Genomic DNA, 18,979 nt, shown 5'->3' with positions numbered 1-18,979 from the left:
TATATCGAAACGGTGCAAGGCTGGCGCAGGACCGATGCAGGGAAGAAGACTCGCGGAGCTGCGGGGGCTCGGAGCAGGCGACGTGGAGCCCGCCGACTCGGGCGACGTTCAGCGCCCGTCGCGGTGGATGTGGTGTACGCTTCCCTGGGCCTTCGCGAACAGGACGACGTCGGCCACGTTGATGTGGGGCGGGGCGTTGAGGACGTAGGACACGACCTCGGCCACGTCCGCCCCGGTGAGCGGCTCCATCCCCTTGTAGACGGCTCGCGCGCGGCCCTCGTCGCCCTTGAAGCGCACGAGCGCGAATTCCGTTTCGACGAGACCCGGGTGGACGCCCGACACGCGGACGCCGGTGCCCAGGACGTCGAGGTTCGTCCCTTCGGTGATCGCCTGCACGGCGTACTTGGAGGCGGCGTAGACGCTCCCGCCGGGGTAGACCTGCCGGCCGGCGATGCTTCCGATGTTGACGACCTGGCCCGAATCGCGCTCGACCATGGCGGGGAGGAAGGCGCGCGTCACATAGAGCAGCCCCTTCACGTTCGTGTCGATCATCCGGTCCCAGTCGTCGACATCGGCGTCGTGAACCAGCGCCATGCCCGCGGCGAGACCCGCGTTGTTGACGAGGATGTCGGGGGCGCCGAGCGCGGCGATGAGCCGCTCCGCCTCCCCGCGGACCAAGTCGTAGTCGCGCACATCGACGACGCCCGTGTCCACGGTGACCCTGCTCTGCGCCGCGATCTCCTCCGCCAGGCGAGTGAGCCGCTCCGCCCGGCGCGCCCAGAGCACGAGGTTCGCGCCTTCACCGGCCAGGCGGCGGGCGATGGCCTCGCCGATCCCCGAACTCGCGCCCGTGACGAGCGCCAGCTGTCCCGCGATGCGGGGGGTCACGGCCTGGCGCCTCCCGCGGCCGGCGTTCCTCGCAGGTGTGCGTCCATGAATTCGGCCGACCGCTCGAAGGCGGTGACCCAGTTCCGATGCAGGAGGAAACCGTGGACCTCGTCGGGGAAGACGAGTTGCTCGACCTCGACGCCCCGCTTCCGCAGCGACTCGATGAGGTTCACGGACTCCGAGAACGGCACGTTGCGGTCGTCGTCGCCGTGGATCAGCAGCACCGGGGAACGCCAGCCGTCGATCCACGCCATCGGCGAGGACTCGAACGCGAGCCGCGCGAAGGCCTCGCGCGTCTCCGGCTCGTAGGACGGCACGAAATTCCGGATGACCATGTTCCAGTCGTGGACGCCGTGAACGTCGACGCCCGCCGCGAAGAGATCGGAATTTCTCGCGAGGCCGAGCGCCGTGAGGTAGCCGCCGTAGGAGCCGCCCCAGAGCCCGACCCGCGTCGCGTCCACATCATCCCGTTCCGCGAGGAAGCGCGCCGCCGCGACGACATCGCGGTACTCGCTCGCGCCGCGAGCGCCGTAGTTCAGCGCCTCCCTGAACTCCAGCCCGTAGCCGATGCCGCTGCGGTAGTTCACCGAGAGGACGACGTAGCCCCGGCTCGCGAGGTACTGGTTCAATGCGTACGCGTTGTGGTAATAGCGCATGTAGTGCCAGCCGAGCAGCATCTGCCGCCGCGACCCGCCGTGGAAGAAGACCGCGGCCGGGTGGCGTCCCCCCTCCACCGACGTCGGCGGCAGGAAGAGTTGCCCGTGGATCAGGAGTCCGTCCTCCGATTCGAACGTCACCTGTTGCGGTTCCACGAGGCTCTCGAAGGGGAAGGCGTCCGGCATGAATCCGCCGACGAACGGTCGTCTCTCTCCCCCGCTCTCCACTTCGGCGTGGGCCGGCGTCCGGCCGTCGGAGGCGAGGTATCCGAGCACGCCGCCGGGGGTGACCGCGGGGTTCCACTCGATGCCGTTCCCCGACGTCAGCGCTTCGGGCGGGCCCTCGGCGCTCACCCGCCACACGTGTCGGCGATCGATGTCGCCCGCGTTCGAAGCGTAGTACACGGACGCTCCGTCGGGAGACGGGAGCACGGACTCGACCTCGAACTCGCCCGGCGTGAGGTGCGTGGCGGGGCCGCCGGCGACGGGAACCGAGTACAGGTGGTGCCAGCCCTCGCGTTCCCACGGGAACACGAGCCGACCCGACGCGAGCCAGATCAGGGAAGGTCCGGTCATGGCCTGGAACGCGCTCCCGCGGCCGGCCGGTGCGCGCCACACCTCGCGCGTTTCTCCCGTCACGGGATCCGCCACCTGGATCGACCAGGGCAGGGCGCTGCGGACGGGCACAAAGGGAAGCCGCCCGCCCTCGTTCGGAATCCGGATGAACGCGACCGCCGAGCCGTCCGGCGCCCAGGTCGGGCTGCCGTCGCGATCCAGGCTCGGATCCAGGTAGCGGACGGATCGATCGTCCAGCGAGAAGATGCCGACGAACGCGTGATCCCCGCGGTTGCTCACGAAAGCCAGCCGGTCGCCGTCGGGGGACCACACCGGCGAGCTCGCGCTCCCGCGGATGCGGAGGAGTGGACCGGGCGCCGCCGAGCCATCGAGCGTAAGCGTGAAAATCTGGCCGCGGTTGAGGAACGCGAGCGTGCGTCCGTCCGGCGCGACAACCGGGGAACTCCCTTCGGCGAGCGGCCGTGAGGTTCCGTCGAGCCCGGCGACCCACACCATCTGCGTCGCCGGTTCGGGATCGGAGCGCGGGTTCGGGATCTCGCCCGACCGATTCGGCCCGCCTCCCCGCACGAAGACGACCTGACGGCCGTCGGGCGTGAACCGGAGCTGGGACAGGTCTTGGCCATCGTCCTCGGTCCAGTTCGTGAGCTGGCGCCCCACGTACTCCGGGCCCTCGGCGACCCAGAGGTTGCGGACGCCCCGGTCGTATCGGACCCAGGCGAAAGCGGCCCCGGCCGGGGCGGCGATGAGATCCGTGGCGAAGGGCGCCGAGAGGATGTCCTCGACGGAATACGGGCTCTGGGCCGCAGCCGCGGACGGAACGAGCGGAGCGAGGAGCCCCAGGATGCCCGCGGCCCACACCCGCCCGGTGGACGCGGCGACCGCCGGGCTCACGGCATCAGTTCCGGCGCAGGACATAGAAGCACCGATTCGCCGAGGGACTTCTGACAAGGCTCTCCACCGCATATCCCCTCCTGAGATAGGCCAGGAACGCGTCCCGCACCGTTTCGCGCCACCGCACGAGCGACCCGTCATGGGGCAGCGATTCGACGTCCGCCGGGATCTCGACGAAAACCTCGTCCCCCCGGGGCGGTTCGCCGTCCGCCGCGCCGTCTCCCCCCGGCCGGGGGAAGACGCACGCCGGGTCCGGAAGCGGTGCGTGGAGCCGCCGGGCCGAGCGCCGGGATCCCTCATCGAGGGCCCGACGGGTCTCCGGGCCGTCGAGATCCCAGCGCACGATGAACCGGTCGGTCTCGCCGCCGCCGTGCAAGGGGCTCCCCGTATCCGAGCCGTACATGTTCGGCGCGTAGCGCAGCACCGTCGCGCCGAGCCGGTTCAGATTCAAGTGTGCGTTGCGCGCGACCATCGGATCGTACGTCCAGAAGATGGTGCGGATGCCGTCCGAGCGGACAGACTTCCGCTGAAAGAGCTTCAGGTCGCGGCCCAGCCCGCGCCCGCGCGCGGAAGGTTCGACGGCGAGCATGTGGGACCAGTGAGACGCGATGCCCTCGAACCGCCCCAGGAGGGAATAGACGAAGCCGATCATGCGTCCGTCCTTGAACGCTCCTCCGGTGAAGCCGCCGATCTTCCGCGATACCTGAAGCACGGAGGCAGGCACGATGTCGGAGAATCCCTTCCCCCACGTCGTCTCCTGCAGGCGCACGCAGGCACGCCACTCCTCGAGGGTCTCGATAGCCCGGAACTCCGTCACGCCGGGACGCGGACGCCGGCGGCGAACGTCTCGCTGCGCCGCGTGAGCGCCTCCACACGCTCGATGTCCACTTCCACGCCCAGACCCGGCCGGTCGCGCGGCACCGTCACGAGGCCGTCCGCGCTCATCGTCCACTCGGGGACGACGATGTCGCGTTCCCAGTACCGGGCGCTCGGCGACAGGTCGCCCGGAAGCCCGAAGTTCGGCAGCGAGGCGAGCGCGACGTTGTAGGCCCGGCCGATCCCGCTCTCCAGCATGCCGCCGCACCAGACCGGGACCCCGGCCCTGGCCGAAATGTCGTGGATCTCGCGGGAGTTCCGGAACCCGCCGACGCGGCCCGGCTTGATGTTCACGATCCGCCCGCTGCCGAGCGCCAGCATGTCCTCGCACGAAGCGGGGTCCACGATCGACTCGTCCAGACAGATGGGCGTGGCGAGCCGCTCCTGGAGCCGGGCGTGGCGCACGAGGTCGCCCGCCGCCAGCGGCTGCTCGATCATGATCAGGCCGAACGCATCGAGTTCCGCGAGGCGATCCGCGTCCTCCAGCGTGTACGCGGCGTTCGCGTCGACCGCGAGCGCGCGGGCGGGCCCGAGCGCTTCACGCACCGCCCCGACGTATTCGATGTCCTTCTCCGGGCAGATCTTGAGCTTGACCTTCCCGTAGCCCTGGTCGACCGCCTGCCGCGCCTTCTCGACGAGCGCGGCGGGAGAAGGCTGGAGGCCGAGCGAGATGCCCGTCGCCACCCGGTCCCGGGTCCCGCCGGCGAGCCGGGAGAGCGAGACGCCCGACGTCTCCGCGGCGAGTCCCCAGATGCCCATCTCGATCGCGGCCTTGGCCATCGGGTGGCCCTGTACGCCCTCATCCAGAAGGGGCTTGACCGTCTCCGGACCCTTGAGTTTCCGTCCCAGCACCCGCGGCAGGAGCCAGCGCCGCAACGCCAGCCGCGCGGTGTCCACGGTCTCGGGAGAATAGTTCGGCTGCTCCCCGCACACGCACTCCGACCAGGCCGTGGCCCCGCTCTCGTCGCGCAGTTCGAGGAGCAGGATCCGGCGGTTCTCGACCCATCCGGATGAGATGATGAACCGCTCCCGGAGCGGGAGTTCGATCTCCCGCAGCGTGACTTCCGTCAGGCACAGAGGGCTCGTCGGCAAGGCGTTCGTCTCCGCGCGGTGGGCGGGGTCGGCGTCGACCCCGCGGCAGGACCCCATCAGGAGGCGGGACGTTAGCCGTTACGACACCGGTCGCGCCAGAATGCGAGCCTGGCGGGACCGGCCAGTTGCAGAGTCGGCTGGAGAGTCAGATCGAGAGGTAGTGGCTCACCTTCACGATGAACACGTTCTCAGCGGGCGCGAGGAACAGTCCCTCGAGGTCTCGATTGAGGTCGAAGTTGCCGAGCAGGACGCTGTCGCGGCGCGCGTGCTGCCACACGAGGAAGAGTTCGGAGCCCGGGCGGTATTCCCAGCGGAACACCGCGTTGCCTCGCAGCGAACGGATGTTGAAGTCGCGGTCACGGGTGGAGTAGTCCAGCGTGCCGTCCCCGTCGAAGTCGAAGTAGCGCGAGCCGCCGAAGGCGCACGTCGTCCCGTCCGTGCATCCGGTGACGACGCCGTTGAAGCGATGGGCCTGCCCCTCGCCGTATTCGACGAAGTCGAACGATCCGGGGGCTTCGAGCTGTCGATAGCCGAGGTAGTCGCCCGCGGAGAGCAGCGGCTGCGCATAGAGCTGGAGGCTGAGGTCGGGCGTGAAGGACACGTTCAGCCGGGTCTCCATCGAGAACCCCGTCCGGCGGAGATCCCCGAACAGGTACCGCGTGCCGTACGTCGGCGCGAAGTCCAGCACGTCCGAGCGCGTCACGTACTGCGCCGCGTCCCGCCGGTCCGTGTAGTTCGGGCCCAGCGAAAACCGCCAGTTCGGGAGCGGCCGGTAGGAGATGTTCAGACCCGTGTTGAAATCGTGCCCGCGTCCCTGCGCCGCGACGCGGTAGGAGAAACGCGGCGACACGTGGAGCGATCGGCTCCGATCCGTGTTCGCGTCCATCCGGACGTTGAACTCCGCGGGTTCGGTCATCAACGGACCGCCGCGGGTCTGCGTGTCGGATTGGGATTCCGGCGAGTACGAGAAGTTGAGGTTGAGCCCCCAGTTGTTCAGGAAGGTGAACCTTCCGCTCATCCACGCGGCGCCCGTGTCGTAGGACCGGCGGAAGTGGTCCGGACCCCGCACCTTTTCGAGCAGCGAATGACGGAAGTTGTGGTAGGTGAAGAGGCTTATGTTGTAGTTGCGGAAAAGGTTGCCCGGTCGGATCTCCCGGTATCCGATGCGGGCTCCCACGTCGAGCCGCTCACCGGAGGTCAGGAAGCCGAAGTCGTTGACCTCGAAGCCGGGGGTCTGCTGGCCGGCCCACGTGCCCCACGTCCAGTGCTCGCCCTCCTTCTCGAGTTGCACGCGCCAGTCGCTCCCGAAGATCGACGTGGCGGTGGAGTCCACCGAGAGATACGTGGCGTCCGGGCGCTGGAAGTAATGGATCGGACTCCGCTGCACGCGCGCGAGCGCCTCGGTCGACCCCTGCACGAGGCTGCCCGAGTAGAAGCCCCACAGACGATAATCGCGGCCGCGGCGTCCGCCCCACTGATGCTCAAAATCGAGCCCGAAACTGAACGCCTCGGAGGGGAGGAAATCGAACGATCCGTCGCCCGGCAGTTCCCGCTTCAACCCGGTGCCGATGACACCGACCTTGCTCGCGCCGCCGCGGAAATCCTGCTGGAGCCGGACGACGGCGTGCTCGGCCTGCGGCTCGGCCACGAACCGGCCCAGGGAATCGGCCTGTGCGAAGTACGCCTGCCCGCGCTCCTGCCCGGTCACCGCCGCGAGCGCCCCGACCGAAAGACCGCTGGTCGTGCGGCCGGTCAGCTTCGCGGCTCCGAGGATCGACGTCAGATGCGGCGTCTCGCGGTAGTCGGCCTCGTAAGGTCCGGATCCCCGCGGCTCGCGACCGATCCGCCGGCTGAAGAAGAGGGCCTTGCCGCCGCCGAAGCGTCCGCCGCGCGAGCCGGCGAAGGTGAAGATCTGCGCGTCCCGCACGAAGAACGGGCGCTTCTCCGGGAAGAAGGTCTCGAACGCCGTGAGGTTGATGACCTCGGGGTCCACCTCGACCTGGCCGAAGTCGGGGTAGACGGTCGCATCGAGGCTGAATGCGGAGCCGATCCCCATGCTGATGTCCAGGCCGCCGCGGGGTTCCATCTCGCTGCCGTCGAACAGGGGGTTCCCCGCCGTCGCGGGCGCGGTGTGGTACTGGGACACGGCGAAGGGCCGCACCTCGAACCTGCGGCTCGACTGCGGGAGATGCAGTCCGTCGATCGTGCCGAACTGGCTGACCCGCCCCCGGGCGGTGCGCGACTGAAGGGCGAAGTAGTCGGTCTCGTTCGTCTCGAGGCGCCGCCGCTCGAAGTTGATCCCCCACGTTTGCAGGCCGGGACGGGCTTCGTAGCGGATCTGGGAAAGCGGGATCCTCATCTCGACCGTCCACCCCTGGTCGTCGACCTGGACGCCGGAGTCCCAGATCGCGTCCCAATTCGTGTCCTCCTGCGTGTCGCCGAACAGGTACCGGTCGGTCTCCGCGCCGGCGGCGCTGACCTCGAACTCGTAGCCGGTCAGACCGTCCCGGTTGGGATCGAGCGAGAGCTTGAAGGAATCGAAGGAGCCCCGTTCATCCCGGCGGGTGAGGCGCGCGCGGATCACGCCCGGGTCGTCCTCGTACATGCGGGCGGCGACGTAGATCGCGCCGTCGTCGAACACGACCCGGACCTCGGTCGGCTGGGATGGCTCCCCGCCCTCCAGCGGCACGCCCTGGACGAAGTCGGTGATGATGGGAGCCGGCTGCCAGGCCGGGTCGTCGAGCCGGCCGTCGATCGAGAGCGCGCCCTCGCGGCGCACGGCCTCCACGGCCACCGGCGCCACGCCGCCCCTGAAGACGGTCGCCTCCGGCCCTTCGGGCGGCGAGAGCGTCTCCTGCCCGGAAAGCCCCCACCCCACCCCATTTATTGCGAGAGCCGCGGGGAGGAACACCGCGCGGCCCGCCAGACGCCAGTTTTGCATGTAAGGCCAGACACGTTCTCCCGCCTCATCGTTTAATGGAGTCCGATCCAAGTTTCCCCGGGGTTCGAAGGGCACTAGTTTGGACACCGCCGGGGAATCCGGACGTGGTGATTTGAGGCGGATTGCAGCCACGCAAAACAATCGCTAAAGAGCCACGCTCCGGGCGCGATTCTTTGGCGGCCGGGCTTTTTTTTGAGGTGAACGCGGTGTCCGAAGGCCGAGAAGGCAGAGAAAGACGGGTCGCACAGATTCGGGAGGCGCTCAACCGGCGCATCCTCCTGATGGATGGCGGCACGGGTACGATGATCCAGCGGCTGGACCTCGCCGAGGCGGACTACCGCGGGGGTCCGCTCGCGGATCATCCGCAGCCTCTGTTCGGGAACCACGATGTGCTGTGCCTCACGCGTCCCGACGAGATCGCGTCCCTCCACCGGGGCTACCTGGAGGCAGGGGCCGATTTCATCACGACGAACACCTTCAATGCCCAGGCCATCTCCCAGGCGGACTACGGCATCTCTCCCGCGCACGGCAACGAGGGGTTGATCCGCGAACTCAACGTGGCGGCCGCACGGCTCGCTCGCCGGGCCGCCGACGACTTCACGCGCGATGATCCGACCCGCCCCCGCTTCGTACTCGGGAGCCTGGGTCCGACGAACCGGACCGCGTCCCTCTCGCCGGACGTGGAGAACCCCGCCTTCCGCGCCGTCACGTTCGACGAACTGGCCGAAGCGTACCGCGCCCAGGCGGAGGGGCTGCTGGAGGGCGGCGCCGACGTGCTGCTCGTCGAGACCGTGTTCGACACGCTCAACGCGAAGGCCGCGATCTACGGCATCCTCGAACTCGGCGCGGAGGTCGGCGAAGCGCTGCCCATCGCCGTGTCCGGGACGATCACGGACCTGTCGGGACGCACGCTCTCCGGGCAGACGGTCGAGGCGTTCTGGCTCTCCATCCGTCATGCGGACCCCCTCTTCGTCGGTCTCAACTGCGCGCTCGGAGCCGAGGAACTCGAGCCTTACGTGGCGGAACTCTCGGCCGTGGCCGACGTCCCCGTGAGCTGCCACCCCAACGCGGGTCTCCCGAACGAGTTCGGCGGTTACGACGACACGCCCGATCACGTGTCCGGACTGCTCGGCAACTTCGCGGACCGCGGGCTCCTCAACCTCGTCGGCGGCTGCTGCGGGACGGAGCCGGAACACATCCGGGCCATCGCGGAGCGCATCGAAGGCGCGACCCCGCGACCGATTCCCGCGCTCGAGCCGCTGCCCCGGTTCTCGGGTCTGGAGCCGCTGGCGATCCGGCCCGACACGCTGTTCGTGAACATCGGCGAGCGCACGAACGTCACGGGTTCGGCCCGCTTCGCGCGGCTGATCCGCGACGACGATTTCGACGAAGCGGTCGAGGTCGCGCGCGACCAGGTGCTGAACGGCGCGCAATTCCTCGACGTGAACATGGACGAGGGTCTCCTCGACTCCGAAGCCGCGATGACGCGCTTCCTGAACCTCATCGCGGCGGAACCCGACATCGCCCGCGTCCCGACCGTCATCGACTCCTCGCGCTGGGAGGTCATCGAAGCGGGGCTGAAGTGTACGCAGGGGAGGGCGGTCGTGAACTCGATTTCGCTCAAGGAGGGGGAGGAGGCGTTTCTCGAGCAGGCGGCCCGCATCCGCCGCTACGGGGCCGGCGTCATCGTCATGGCCTTCGACGAACAGGGGCAGGCGGACACGGTGGACCGCAAGCTGGAGATCTGCGCCCGCGCCTACCGCCTCCTCCTCGGCGCCGGCTTCCGCCCCGGGGAGATCATCTTCGACCCCAACGTCTTCGCCGTGGGGACGGGCATCGCGGAGCACGACGAGTACGGGGTCGCCTTCATCGAATCCGTCCGCCGGATCAAGCGCGAACTCCCCGGCGCGATGACGAGCGGCGGCATCAGCAACATCTCCTTCTCCTATCGGGGGAACGATGCCGTGCGGGAGGCGATGCACACGGCCTTCCTGTATCAGGCGATCGCGGCCGGACTCGACATGGGGATCGTGAACGCGGGGCGGCTCCCCCTCTACGACGACATCGACCCGGAACTGCTCGAAGCGGTGGAGGATGTCCTCCTCGCCCGCAGGCCCGACGCGACGGAGCGGCTGACGGACCTCGCGGGCCGGATTCGCGACGAGGGAATCGAGACCCGGGTGGACGACGCCTGGCGCTCGCAGGATGTCGAGGCGCGGCTCGAGCACGCCCTCGTGGAGGGGATCGTCGAGCACATCGAGGAGGACGCCGAGGAGGCCCGCCTCCTGTTCGGCAAGGCGCTCGAGGTCATCGAGGGGCCGCTCATGGCCGGGATGAACCGGGTCGGCGACCTGTTCGGGAGCGGGCGCATGTTCCTGCCGCAGGTCGTGAAGTCGGCGCGCGTGATGAAGCGGGCGGTCGCCTTCCTCGTCCCGCACCTGGAGGCCGAGAAGGCGGCACGGGCGTCCTCCGCGGCGGGCACGAACTCCGGCTCCGCCGGGGCGGCCCGGAAGGGGAAGGGGACGATCCTCCTCGCGACGGTGAAGGGAGACGTCCACGACATCGGGAAGAACATCGTCGGCGTCGTCCTGCAGTGTAACGGCTACGACACCGTGGATCTCGGCGTCATGGTCCCCCCGGACCGCATCCTGACGGAGGCGCGGGCCCATGACGTGGACGTGATCGGGCTCAGCGGCCTGATCACGCCGTCGCTGGACGAGATGGTGCGGGTGGCGAGCGAGATGGAACGGCAGGAGTTCGCGGTGCCTCTCCTCATCGGAGGCGCGACGACTTCGCGGAAGCACACCGCGGTCAAGATCGAGGAGCGGTACTCGGGGGCGACCGTGCATGTGCTCGACGCTTCGCGGGCGGTCGGAGTCATGCGGAAGCTCCTGGGAGATGGCGGCGGGGCCGACTTCGTGGAGCAGACGCGCGCCGAATACCGGCGCCTGCGCGCCGAGTACCGGGGAGGGAGGCGCCCGCTCGCGACGCTCGGGCGAGCCCGCGCGAACCGGCTTTCGGTGGATGCGGCCGTGACGGTGCCGCCCCCGCGGAAACCCGGAGTGCACGTGTACGATCCATTCCCGCTGGAGGAACTGGTCGAATACATCGACTGGACCCCGTTCTTCCAGACCTGGGAGATGAAGGGTCGCTTCCCCGGGCTGCTCGACCACCCCGAACGAGGTGCGGCGGCGCGGGCGCTGTACGACGATGCCCGACGGCTGCTCGACGAGATTCTCGAAGACGGATCCCTGACGGCGCGAGCGATCGCGGGACTGTTTCCGGCCAGCGCGCGGGGGGATGATCTCGTTTTCTTCTCCCCGGAGAACTCTCCGGAGGGCTCGCTGGAGGGCGCCCGAGGCGAGTTGCTGCGGGTTCCGCACCTCCGGCAGCAGATGGATCGCTCGTCGGGCGCGAACGTCAGCCTGGCCGATTTCGTCCTGCCCGAGACGGCCGGGGCCACCGACTGGAGCGGCGCCTTCGCCGTGACGGCCGGGATCGGCCTGGAGGCACTCTGCGCCCGTTTCGAGGCGGCCGCCGACGACTACCAGAGCCTCCTCGCAAAGTCGCTCGCCGACCGGCTGGCCGAGGCGCTGGCCGAACGCCTGCACGAGCTCGTGCGGACGGAACTCTGGGGGTACGCCCGGGAGGAAGCGCTGGACAACGAGGCCCGGATCGCGGAGCGCTACGTCGGGATCCGCCCGGCCCCCGGTTATCCGGCGTGTCCCGACCACTCGCAGAAGGCGCTTCTGTTCGACCTGCTCGACGTGGAGCGTCGTGTCGGGATCCGCCTTACGGAGAACTACGCCATGCACCCCGCCGCCTCCGTGTCCGGGTGGTACTTCGCGAGGCCGGAGGCCCGGTACTTCGGTCTGGGCCGCATCGGGCTCGACCAGGTGGAGGACTACGCCGCGCGCAGCGGCATCTCTCTTGCCGAGGCGGAGCGCCGTCTGTCGCCCAACCTCGGGTACGACCGGGATCCGGCACTTGAGGCCACGGCATGAGCGACCGGCTGCGGGAGTGGATCGGGGGAGACGAGGTCCACCTGATCGACGGCGCGATGGGGACCGTGCTGTACGAGAGCGGCGTGTTCGTGAATCAGTGCTACGACGAACTGAACCTCTCGGAGCCCGACCTCGTGCTGGGCGTCCACGCCGACTACGTGCGGGCGGGGGCGCAACTCATCGAGACGAACACCTTCGGCGCGAACCCCGTCAAACTGGAACCGTTCGGCCTCGAGCCGTCCGCGCACGAGATCAACGTGACGGCCGCGCGCCTGGCCCGGCAGGCGGCCGGGGAGCGCGCCGAAGTCCTGGGAGCGGTCGGCCCGCTCGGGATTCGCATCGAACCCTGGGGCCCCACCTCGGTGGACGAGGCGGCCGACCTCTTCGGGCGGCAGGTCGCCGCGCTCGCGGAAGGCGGCGTCGACGGTTTCATGCTCGAGACGTTCTCCGATCTCGACGAACTGCTGCAGGCGGTGCGGGCGGTGCGGACGGTGGCGGGCGCCGCGCCGGTCTTCGCGCAGATGACGTTCGGCGACGCGGGCCACACGGAATACGGCGCCACGATCGAAGCCGCGGCGGCGGCGCTGGAGCAGGCCGGTGCGGACGTCATCGGCCTCAACTGCTCGGTCGGTCCCTCCTCCATGCTGTTCGGCGTGGAACGCATGGCGGCGGCCACATCGCGCCCGGTGTCCGCGTTGCCCAACGCGGGACTGCCGCGCGACATCGGGGACCGGAAGATGTACCTCGCGAGTCCGGAGTACATGGCCCGCTACGCCCGGCGGATGGCGGAGGCGGGCGCCCGCTTCGTGGGAGGGTGCTGCGGCACGTCGCCCGAACACACGCGCCTGACCGCGACGCTGCTCGGGACCCGCGGACCCGGGCCGGCTCGCGTGTCCGTCTCCTCGCGCGGCGACGAGGTTGGCCAGGCGGCGGCCGAGCCGCCTCCGCTCGCCGATCGCTCGGCCCTCGGCCGCCGTCTCGCGCGCGGCGAGTTCGTCCGGGCGGTGGAGTTGACGCCGCCCCACGGGTGGGATCCGGGCGAACTGCTGGCGGGCGCCGGCCGCCTCCGCGACGCCGGCGTGCACACCGTCCACATCGTCGACGGCCCCGCGCACAGGAGCCGCATCGCCTCGCTCCCCGCCGCGATCGTCATCGAACGCGAACTCGGCATGGAAACCGTCCCGCACTACGGCTGCCGCGACCGCAACATGCTCGGCATGCTGAGCGACCTCCTCGGCGCCGCCGCGGCCGGTCTCCGCAACGTCTTCCTCATCACCGGCGACCCCCCGCGGGGCGGACCCTACGACACGGGCGGCGTGTACGACATCGACAGCATCGGACTCACCAACGTCGTGCGGCAGCTGAACCTCGGGCTCGATCCGGGAGGGAGTTCGATCGGCGCCCCGACCCCGTTCGTGAAGGGGGTCGCCGTGAATCCGGGAGCCGTCGACCCGGAGGAGGAGATCCGGCGCTTCGCCTGGAAGGCCGAGGCGGGCGCGGATTTCGCCGTCACCCAGCCCATCTTCGACGCGGAGAGGTTTCTCGCCTTCGCGCGCGAGATCGAGGACTTCGGCGTGCCGCTGCTCGTGGGGCTCTGGCCCCCGCTGTCGCTGGAGAACGCCGAGTTTCTGGCGCATGAAGTGCCGGGCGTCGACGTGCCCCCGGCGGTGCTGGACCGGATGGCGCGGGCGCAGGAGCGAGGAACCGAAGCCGCTGCGGAGGAAGGCGTGGCGGTCGCCCGGGAGGTGCTGGAAGCGGTTCGGCGTCATGTTGCCGGCGCCCTGGTCAGCACCCCGGGTCACCAAGTCGACCGCGCCGCCGCCGTATTGGCAGACCAGGCCGAAGGCAGACCAGCCAAAGGCAGGCTAACCGAAGAGAGAGTGGAGAATCATGCTGGATACAGAATCGACCAGGGGTAGAATCCTCGCGGCTGCGGCGTTCTTCGCCACGGCCATGCTGGCGGGGGGCTCGACGCTCTCCGCTCAGAGTTCGCGCGGGTTCTACGTGTCCATGGGTGTGGGCTTCGTGCAGGGAGCCGAAACGGAGTCGACGCTGTCCGGGCCGAACAGCGCCACCCGTTGCGACCGGCTGCTGTACCCCAATCTGGCCGATGCGCCCAGGGACGCGGGCTGCCTCGCGGGCTCCGAGTTGGGCGGCCTGTACTCGTACGACCCGGAGCCGGGACTCGGCGGCAGCCTCGCTGTCGGTTACACCCTCGGGCCGCTGAACATCGAGGTGGAAGCGTTCCAGCGGCACCAGGTCATCCACAACACGCTCCTGACGCTCGGTACGCAGTCGGGCGCCGCGATCACGGGGAAGGAGACGGAGTGGAGCCCGGACCGGCCGCCGTGGGGAGATATCTCCGAGTTCCGCGGCCGGCAGCTGTTCGCCAACCTCACCTACTCGCTGCCGACCGGAAGCCGCCTGACGCCCTACGTCGGGGTGGGAGGGGGACTCTCACAGGTCGCCTACCGCCATTACCTCGGCTTTGCCCGCAAGTCGATCGCGGAGGGCTACCTCGAGGTCTTCGGCGGATCGCGCGCCGAGCCCGGCGCCTCGCCCGACTGGCAACGCGCCGCGGCGGGAACCGTGAGCGAGTTGACGGCGGATGTGTCCGAAATCGGCTTTGGATTCCAGCTTCTGGCCGGCGTGGACTACGCTCTCTCCGACCAGGTTTCCATCGGTCTGAAGGGCCGCTGGATGCAGACTCCGGACGTGAGCGTGGACACGCAGTGGACGACCATCCGGAGCCACGCGCCGGTGCATGCGGACGCCGTGACACCCTTCGTCTCGACGCTGGATTTCGCCCGGCTGGGGTACTGGGCGGTGAGCGCCAACATGAAGGTTCGGCCGTAGCGCAGTGACTCGCGTGCCCATCCGGCGCGTCGCGGAGGACGTCCGAGCGGGTCGCGGGGGAGCGCGGCGCGAGGCCGAGGCGGCGATCCGCCGCCACGAGGCCAGCGATCTGAACGCGTACATCGCGTTCGATGCCGGGGCGCTGCGGCGGCAGGCCGACGCCATCGATGATGCGGTCTCGCGCAGCCGGGACCCGGGTCCTCTCGCCGGTGTCGCGGTCTCCGTCAAGGATCTGTACGGCCTCGAAGGATACGCGCTGCGCGCCGGGACCAGACGAGCGCTCCCCGCCTGGTCCGAAGGTTTCCTCGTGACGTCGCTGCGCCGGATGGGCGCCATGTTCACCGGCAAGACGCACACGGTCGAGTTCGCTTTCGGCGGGGTCGGACTGAACCCCAACACGGGGACGCCCGTGAATCCGTGGGATCCGGTCGAGCACCGGGCCCCCGGCGGCTCGTCCGCGGGCGCCGGGGTAAGTCTGTGGGAAGGGTCGGCCCGGATCGCCCTCGGCACGGACACGGGGGGCTCGATCCGCATCCCCGCTTCGGCGACCGGAGTCGTCGGCTTCCGTCCCACGACGGGCCGCTGGCCGACGACGGGCGTCGTTCCCCTCAGCACCTCACTCGACACCGTGGGGCTGCTCGCGCACACCGTGGAGGACCTGCGCTACGCCTTCCGCGCCATCGACCCGTCCGCGCGATCCGAGGACGAGCCGGATGCCCCGACCCCGGAAGGCGTCTCGGGGCTGAGGATCGGCGTCCCCGCTTCCCGGCTGTGGACGGATGCGGACTCCGGGATCGCGGCCACCGTCGAGCGTGCGCTGCAAGAGCTTCGCGCCGCCGGCGCGGATGTGCTCGAACTCGAGGCTCCCGAGTTGGACGAAGCGGGGGAGCGCTACCTTTCCGGACCCATCGTCCAGCCCGAGTTCGTGGAGTTCCTCAAGCGCGAGTTGCCCGACTGGATGCCGCTCCTGGATCCGATCATCGGCACTCGGCTGGAAGCGGCGGCCGGCGTGCCCGCGCTCGAGTATATCGCCGCGCACCAGCACCGCCGCGGACTCTCGGCCCGCATGCACGACCGCCTTGCCGCCGAGCGGATCGATCTCCTCGCGGCGCCCACGCTCCCGATCTCGCCGCCGCCGCTCGCCGCCCTCGCCCGGCTCGACGCCTACCGGAAGGCCAACCGCGCCATGCTCTCCGGCACCTGCCCCGCCAGCATGCTCGACATGTGCGCGATCTCGCTTCCGGCCGGGCTGGACGGAGAGGGCATGCCCGCCGGTCTGCAGTTGATGGGACCGTCCGGCGGGGATCTCAAACTCCTGGCCGAGGCGGCCGCGATCGAGGGAGTCCTCGGGACGAACCTGGATCGCCTGGGCATGCCGCCGAGGGTCTCCCGATAGCGGACCCGGACGTTACCGGGCCGGTTCGGAGGCCCGCGGATAGGAGCCCAGAATCTTGAACGACGATGCGCGCTTCCTGATGCAGGCGAGGGCTTCCGCTACGACCGGGTCGGTGCGGTGCCCCTCGAAGTCGATGAGGAAGATGTACCGCCCGAGGCTACTCTTCGCGGGGCGCGATTCGATCTTGAGCATGTTGATCCGCCGGTTCGCCAACTCGCCGAGCGAGAGGTAGAGCGTCCCCGGACCGTCCGCCGAGAAGTCGAAGCAGATCGATGTCTTGTCCCTTCCCGTGGACCGGTGATCCTCGGGCGCCAGCACGACGAACCGGGTGCGGTTCCCCGGGGAGTCCTCGATGGGGGTCGCGCACACGAAGGCGCCGAGGATCTCGGCCGCCCGCCAGCTCGATATGGCCGCCGCCCCCGGCCCATCTATCTTCATGTCCTGAACGGCCCTCACCGTGCTCAACGAAGCCACGGGTTCCGCCTGCGGAAGATGACGCGCCAGGTACTTCCGGCACTGGGCGAGGGCCTGCGGATGCGAATAGACGACCCTCACCTCATCGAGACCGACGACGCCCTCCGTCAGCAGGCAGTGCTGGATCGGGAGGATGACTTCGTGGCGGATCCGGAGGTCCGTCTGGTGGACGAGGAGGTCCGTCGTCAGCGTGACGGCGCCCTCCGTGCTGTTCTCCAGCGGGACGATGGCCTCGTCCACTTCCCCCGCTTCCGCGGCCCGGACGACACCCGCGATATCCCCGAACGCGACGTGACGCGCCATGCGATTGTAACGCATCGCCGCCTGCTCGCTGAACGTCCCGGGAGGGCCCAGATACCCCACTCTTGCCCGTTTCCCCTTTGCCTGTTCCGTGCGTATCCGTCTGGTCAGATCCAACACGCTTCGGTCCTCCGCCGCTGGTGTCGTCATCCGACAACATACGTGCCCGCCGCGGAATGCGGCGTGGGGCTCAGGTGCGCTGCGGACTCCGGGACCCGAGGTTAGGTGGACGATGAGGGTACTTGTTGATCGTCCGCAGAAGGGAATGAGGAGCTTTGGGATGAAGACAAGCGCCAGCGCGCATCGCTTCTCGTGGAGAGGCATCGCAATGATCGGCGTGCTTGTGCCTGGACTCTGTCCGCGCGACGCGGAGGCGCAGCGCATTTCAGCCGTGGATAGTGCCGGCGTGACCATCGTCACGAGCGATCCGCTGCGATCGGATCGGCGCTGCACCGTGGGCTCGGAACCCTCTCTCTCGGTGGGTGAGGCGTTCGGCGACGAGCGCTACGAATTCTATAACCTGCGCGGAATGGCTCGCCTCGCGGACGGGTCCGTGGCCGCGATCGACCGGCGCGACCAGCGCGTCCGCATCTTCAGCGCGGACGGCGAGTTCCTGCGATCGATGGGCGGACGGGGTGAGGGACCGGGCGAATTCCGTAACCCATGGTTCTTGTGGGCTCTTCCCGGAGACACAATTCAGGTCGGTGATTACCGCCCGCAGCGATTCCACGTCTTCTCCCCCGAGGGAGAGTTCGTTCGGCTCGTCAACCTGAACCCGTTGTATCAGAATCCAAGTCGGGGAGGCGGCGTGTTGTCGAACGGAGCCTCGGTAAACGTGCGGGAAGACCGGGAGCAGGAGACCGATTTTCGGACCCCGAGAAGGATCTTCATTGAGGCTCACGGGCCGGATGGGGATCTCATCCGTACCTTGGCGACGCTCCCCGGCCGACGGTACGGCTCCGCGCGCGATGTGCCGAGGTTCTACTTCAGTCCCGTCTTTGACGGCCAACCCGACGTTGACGCCGAAGGCGCGACGATCGCGATCGCTCCAGGCCGGGATCCCGAGGTCCGAATCCATGACGAGCAGTTTCATCTGCGGCGTATCATCCGCTGGCTCGACGAGGCCCGCGATGTGTCTCGCGACGACGTTCGGGCGTGGCGCGAGCAGTACGTGCAACGGCGGCAACGCGCCGGTGCCGAGCGCTTGCGGCCAGAGGACAGGGCGCTCATCAGTGACGACCGTCCGGTCGCGGACCGCTTTCCCGCTGCTTCTTCCGTCCAGGTCGGTCGTGACGGGCGTATCTGGGTGAGACGCTATCCCCGCCCGCGGGAGATGACGGGTTGGCTCGTCTTCGAGCCCGGCGGTGACTTCTTCTGCCACTTCGCGCCGGTTCCGGGCCTGGACATCTACGAGTTCGGGGCGGATTACATCCTCGGCGTCCGCGGCGACGTTCTGGATATCGAGTCGGTCGCCATGTACGAACTCATCACGCCCACTCGCCGTGATCGACCGCTTCCCGGTGCGACCGACAACTCGACGAAGTAGCGTGACTTCCGGATCCTGCCGATCGTCTCCGAGTTGACCGACGCACCACTCGAACCTCCACAAGGGCGGTTGCCATGATCCGCATCATCACGACCATTGCCGCAGTCTCGCTGTTCACGGGCTGTGCCAGTTACCACGCGGTGGTGAAGACCGGCATCGACCCCGGGCCCCGAAAGGTCGAAGACAAATGGGCGGACAGTTGGGTCGGCGGCCTCGTGCCGCCGGACTCCGTGGACGCCGAGCCGGGGTGTGGCGAGGGCGGGGTGGCGATGGTCGAAACGCGAATCTCCTTCCTGAACGGGCTCGTTTCGACGCTCACCCTCGGCATCTACTCGCCCATGGAAATCGTCGTGACGTGTGGGAGCGCCGAAGAGATGGAGGAGACGGAGGAGACGGAATCGGAGCATGACGAAGCTCCCGGCTCGCCTTCGCTGGCCCCGGACGGGCCGAACAAGCGCTCCAACGGTTCCGGCGGAGGCTGAC

Annotated in this window: 12 protein-coding genes and 1 riboswitch; of the genes, 6 read left to right on the top strand and 6 right to left on the bottom strand. The window is 69.1% G+C overall.

Annotated elements, in window-relative coordinates:
• Positions 1-108 precede the first annotated feature (108 nt).
• The 5 genes from ACOGXI_RS04965 to ACOGXI_RS04945 all read right to left on the bottom strand — a co-directional run bounded on the left by ACOGXI_RS04965 (position 109) and on the right by ACOGXI_RS04945 (position 7,920).
• Positions 109-888 carry an SDR family NAD(P)-dependent oxidoreductase gene (locus ACOGXI_RS04965; RefSeq protein ID WP_419937776.1) on the bottom strand — a complete coding sequence of 260 codons (780 nt, stop codon included), beginning with the start codon at positions 886-888 and terminating at the stop codon, positions 109-111.
• A complete protein-coding gene (locus ACOGXI_RS04960) occupies positions 885-3,011 on the bottom strand; it encodes a S9 family peptidase (protein WP_419937775.1) in 2,127 nt (708 codons plus the stop codon). Before ACOGXI_RS04960 ends, ACOGXI_RS04965 begins: the two co-directional genes overlap by 4 nt.
• A 4-nt stretch (positions 3,012-3,015) precedes the next feature.
• Positions 3,016-3,828, bottom strand: a complete 813-nt coding sequence (locus tag ACOGXI_RS04955; RefSeq protein ID WP_419937774.1) for a GNAT family N-acetyltransferase — start codon at positions 3,826-3,828, stop codon at positions 3,016-3,018.
• The gene (menC, locus tag ACOGXI_RS04950) at positions 3,825-4,979 is read right to left on the bottom strand and encodes an o-succinylbenzoate synthase (RefSeq protein WP_419937773.1); all 1,155 of its coding nucleotides are present in this window, start codon (positions 4,977-4,979) and stop codon (positions 3,825-3,827) included. Before menC ends, ACOGXI_RS04955 begins: the two co-directional genes overlap by 4 nt.
• Before the next feature lie 145 nt (positions 4,980-5,124).
• Positions 5,125-7,920 carry a DUF5916 domain-containing protein gene (locus tag ACOGXI_RS04945; protein ID WP_419937772.1) on the bottom strand — a complete coding sequence of 932 codons (2,796 nt, stop codon included), beginning with the start codon at positions 7,918-7,920 and terminating at the stop codon, positions 5,125-5,127.
• Positions 7,921-8,014: 94 nt separating this feature from the next.
• A riboswitch (SAM riboswitch) is annotated at positions 8,015-8,088 on the top strand.
• A gap of 38 nt (positions 8,089-8,126) precedes the next feature.
• Between ACOGXI_RS04945 and metH the strand changes: the two genes are divergently transcribed.
• The 4 genes from metH to ACOGXI_RS04925 are packed head-to-tail and all read left to right on the top strand — an operon-like array spanning position 8,127 to position 16,176.
• On the top strand, positions 8,127-11,924 hold the full coding sequence (gene metH, locus ACOGXI_RS04940; protein ID WP_419937771.1) for a methionine synthase: 3,798 nt from the start codon (positions 8,127-8,129) through the stop codon (positions 11,922-11,924).
• Positions 11,921-13,843, top strand: a complete 1,923-nt coding sequence (locus tag ACOGXI_RS04935) for a bifunctional homocysteine S-methyltransferase/methylenetetrahydrofolate reductase (RefSeq protein ID WP_419937770.1) — start codon at positions 11,921-11,923, stop codon at positions 13,841-13,843. Before metH ends, ACOGXI_RS04935 begins: the two co-directional genes overlap by 4 nt.
• A complete protein-coding gene (locus ACOGXI_RS04930) occupies positions 13,815-14,780 on the top strand; it encodes an outer membrane protein (RefSeq protein ID WP_419937769.1) in 966 nt (321 codons plus the stop codon). Before ACOGXI_RS04935 ends, ACOGXI_RS04930 begins: the two co-directional genes overlap by 29 nt.
• Before the next feature lie 13 nt (positions 14,781-14,793).
• The gene (locus ACOGXI_RS04925; protein ID WP_419937768.1) at positions 14,794-16,176 is read left to right on the top strand and encodes an amidase; all 1,383 of its coding nucleotides are present in this window, start codon (positions 14,794-14,796) and stop codon (positions 16,174-16,176) included.
• A gap of 12 nt (positions 16,177-16,188) precedes the next feature.
• On the opposite strand, the gene pheA is transcribed toward ACOGXI_RS04925, so the two are convergent.
• On the bottom strand, positions 16,189-17,067 hold the full coding sequence (gene pheA / locus ACOGXI_RS04920; protein WP_419937767.1) for a prephenate dehydratase: 879 nt from the start codon (positions 17,065-17,067) through the stop codon (positions 16,189-16,191).
• Between the two features lie 211 nt (positions 17,068-17,278).
• On the opposite strand from pheA, the gene ACOGXI_RS04915 reads away from it, so the two are divergent.
• A complete protein-coding gene (locus tag ACOGXI_RS04915; RefSeq protein WP_419937766.1) occupies positions 17,279-18,496 on the top strand; it encodes a hypothetical protein in 1,218 nt (405 codons plus the stop codon).
• 74 nt (positions 18,497-18,570) lie between these two features.
• Positions 18,571-18,978, top strand: a complete 408-nt coding sequence (locus ACOGXI_RS04910) for a Bor family protein (RefSeq protein WP_419937765.1) — start codon at positions 18,571-18,573, stop codon at positions 18,976-18,978.
• Position 18,979 lies beyond the last annotated feature (1 nt).

The organism is Candidatus Palauibacter sp. (assembly GCF_965208055.1).
In the GTDB taxonomy this organism is placed as follows: domain Bacteria; phylum Gemmatimonadota; class Gemmatimonadetes; order Palauibacterales; family Palauibacteraceae; genus Palauibacter.
Note: the sequence above shows the minus strand (reverse complement) of the source record. Positions and strands in the feature narration are given on the sequence as shown.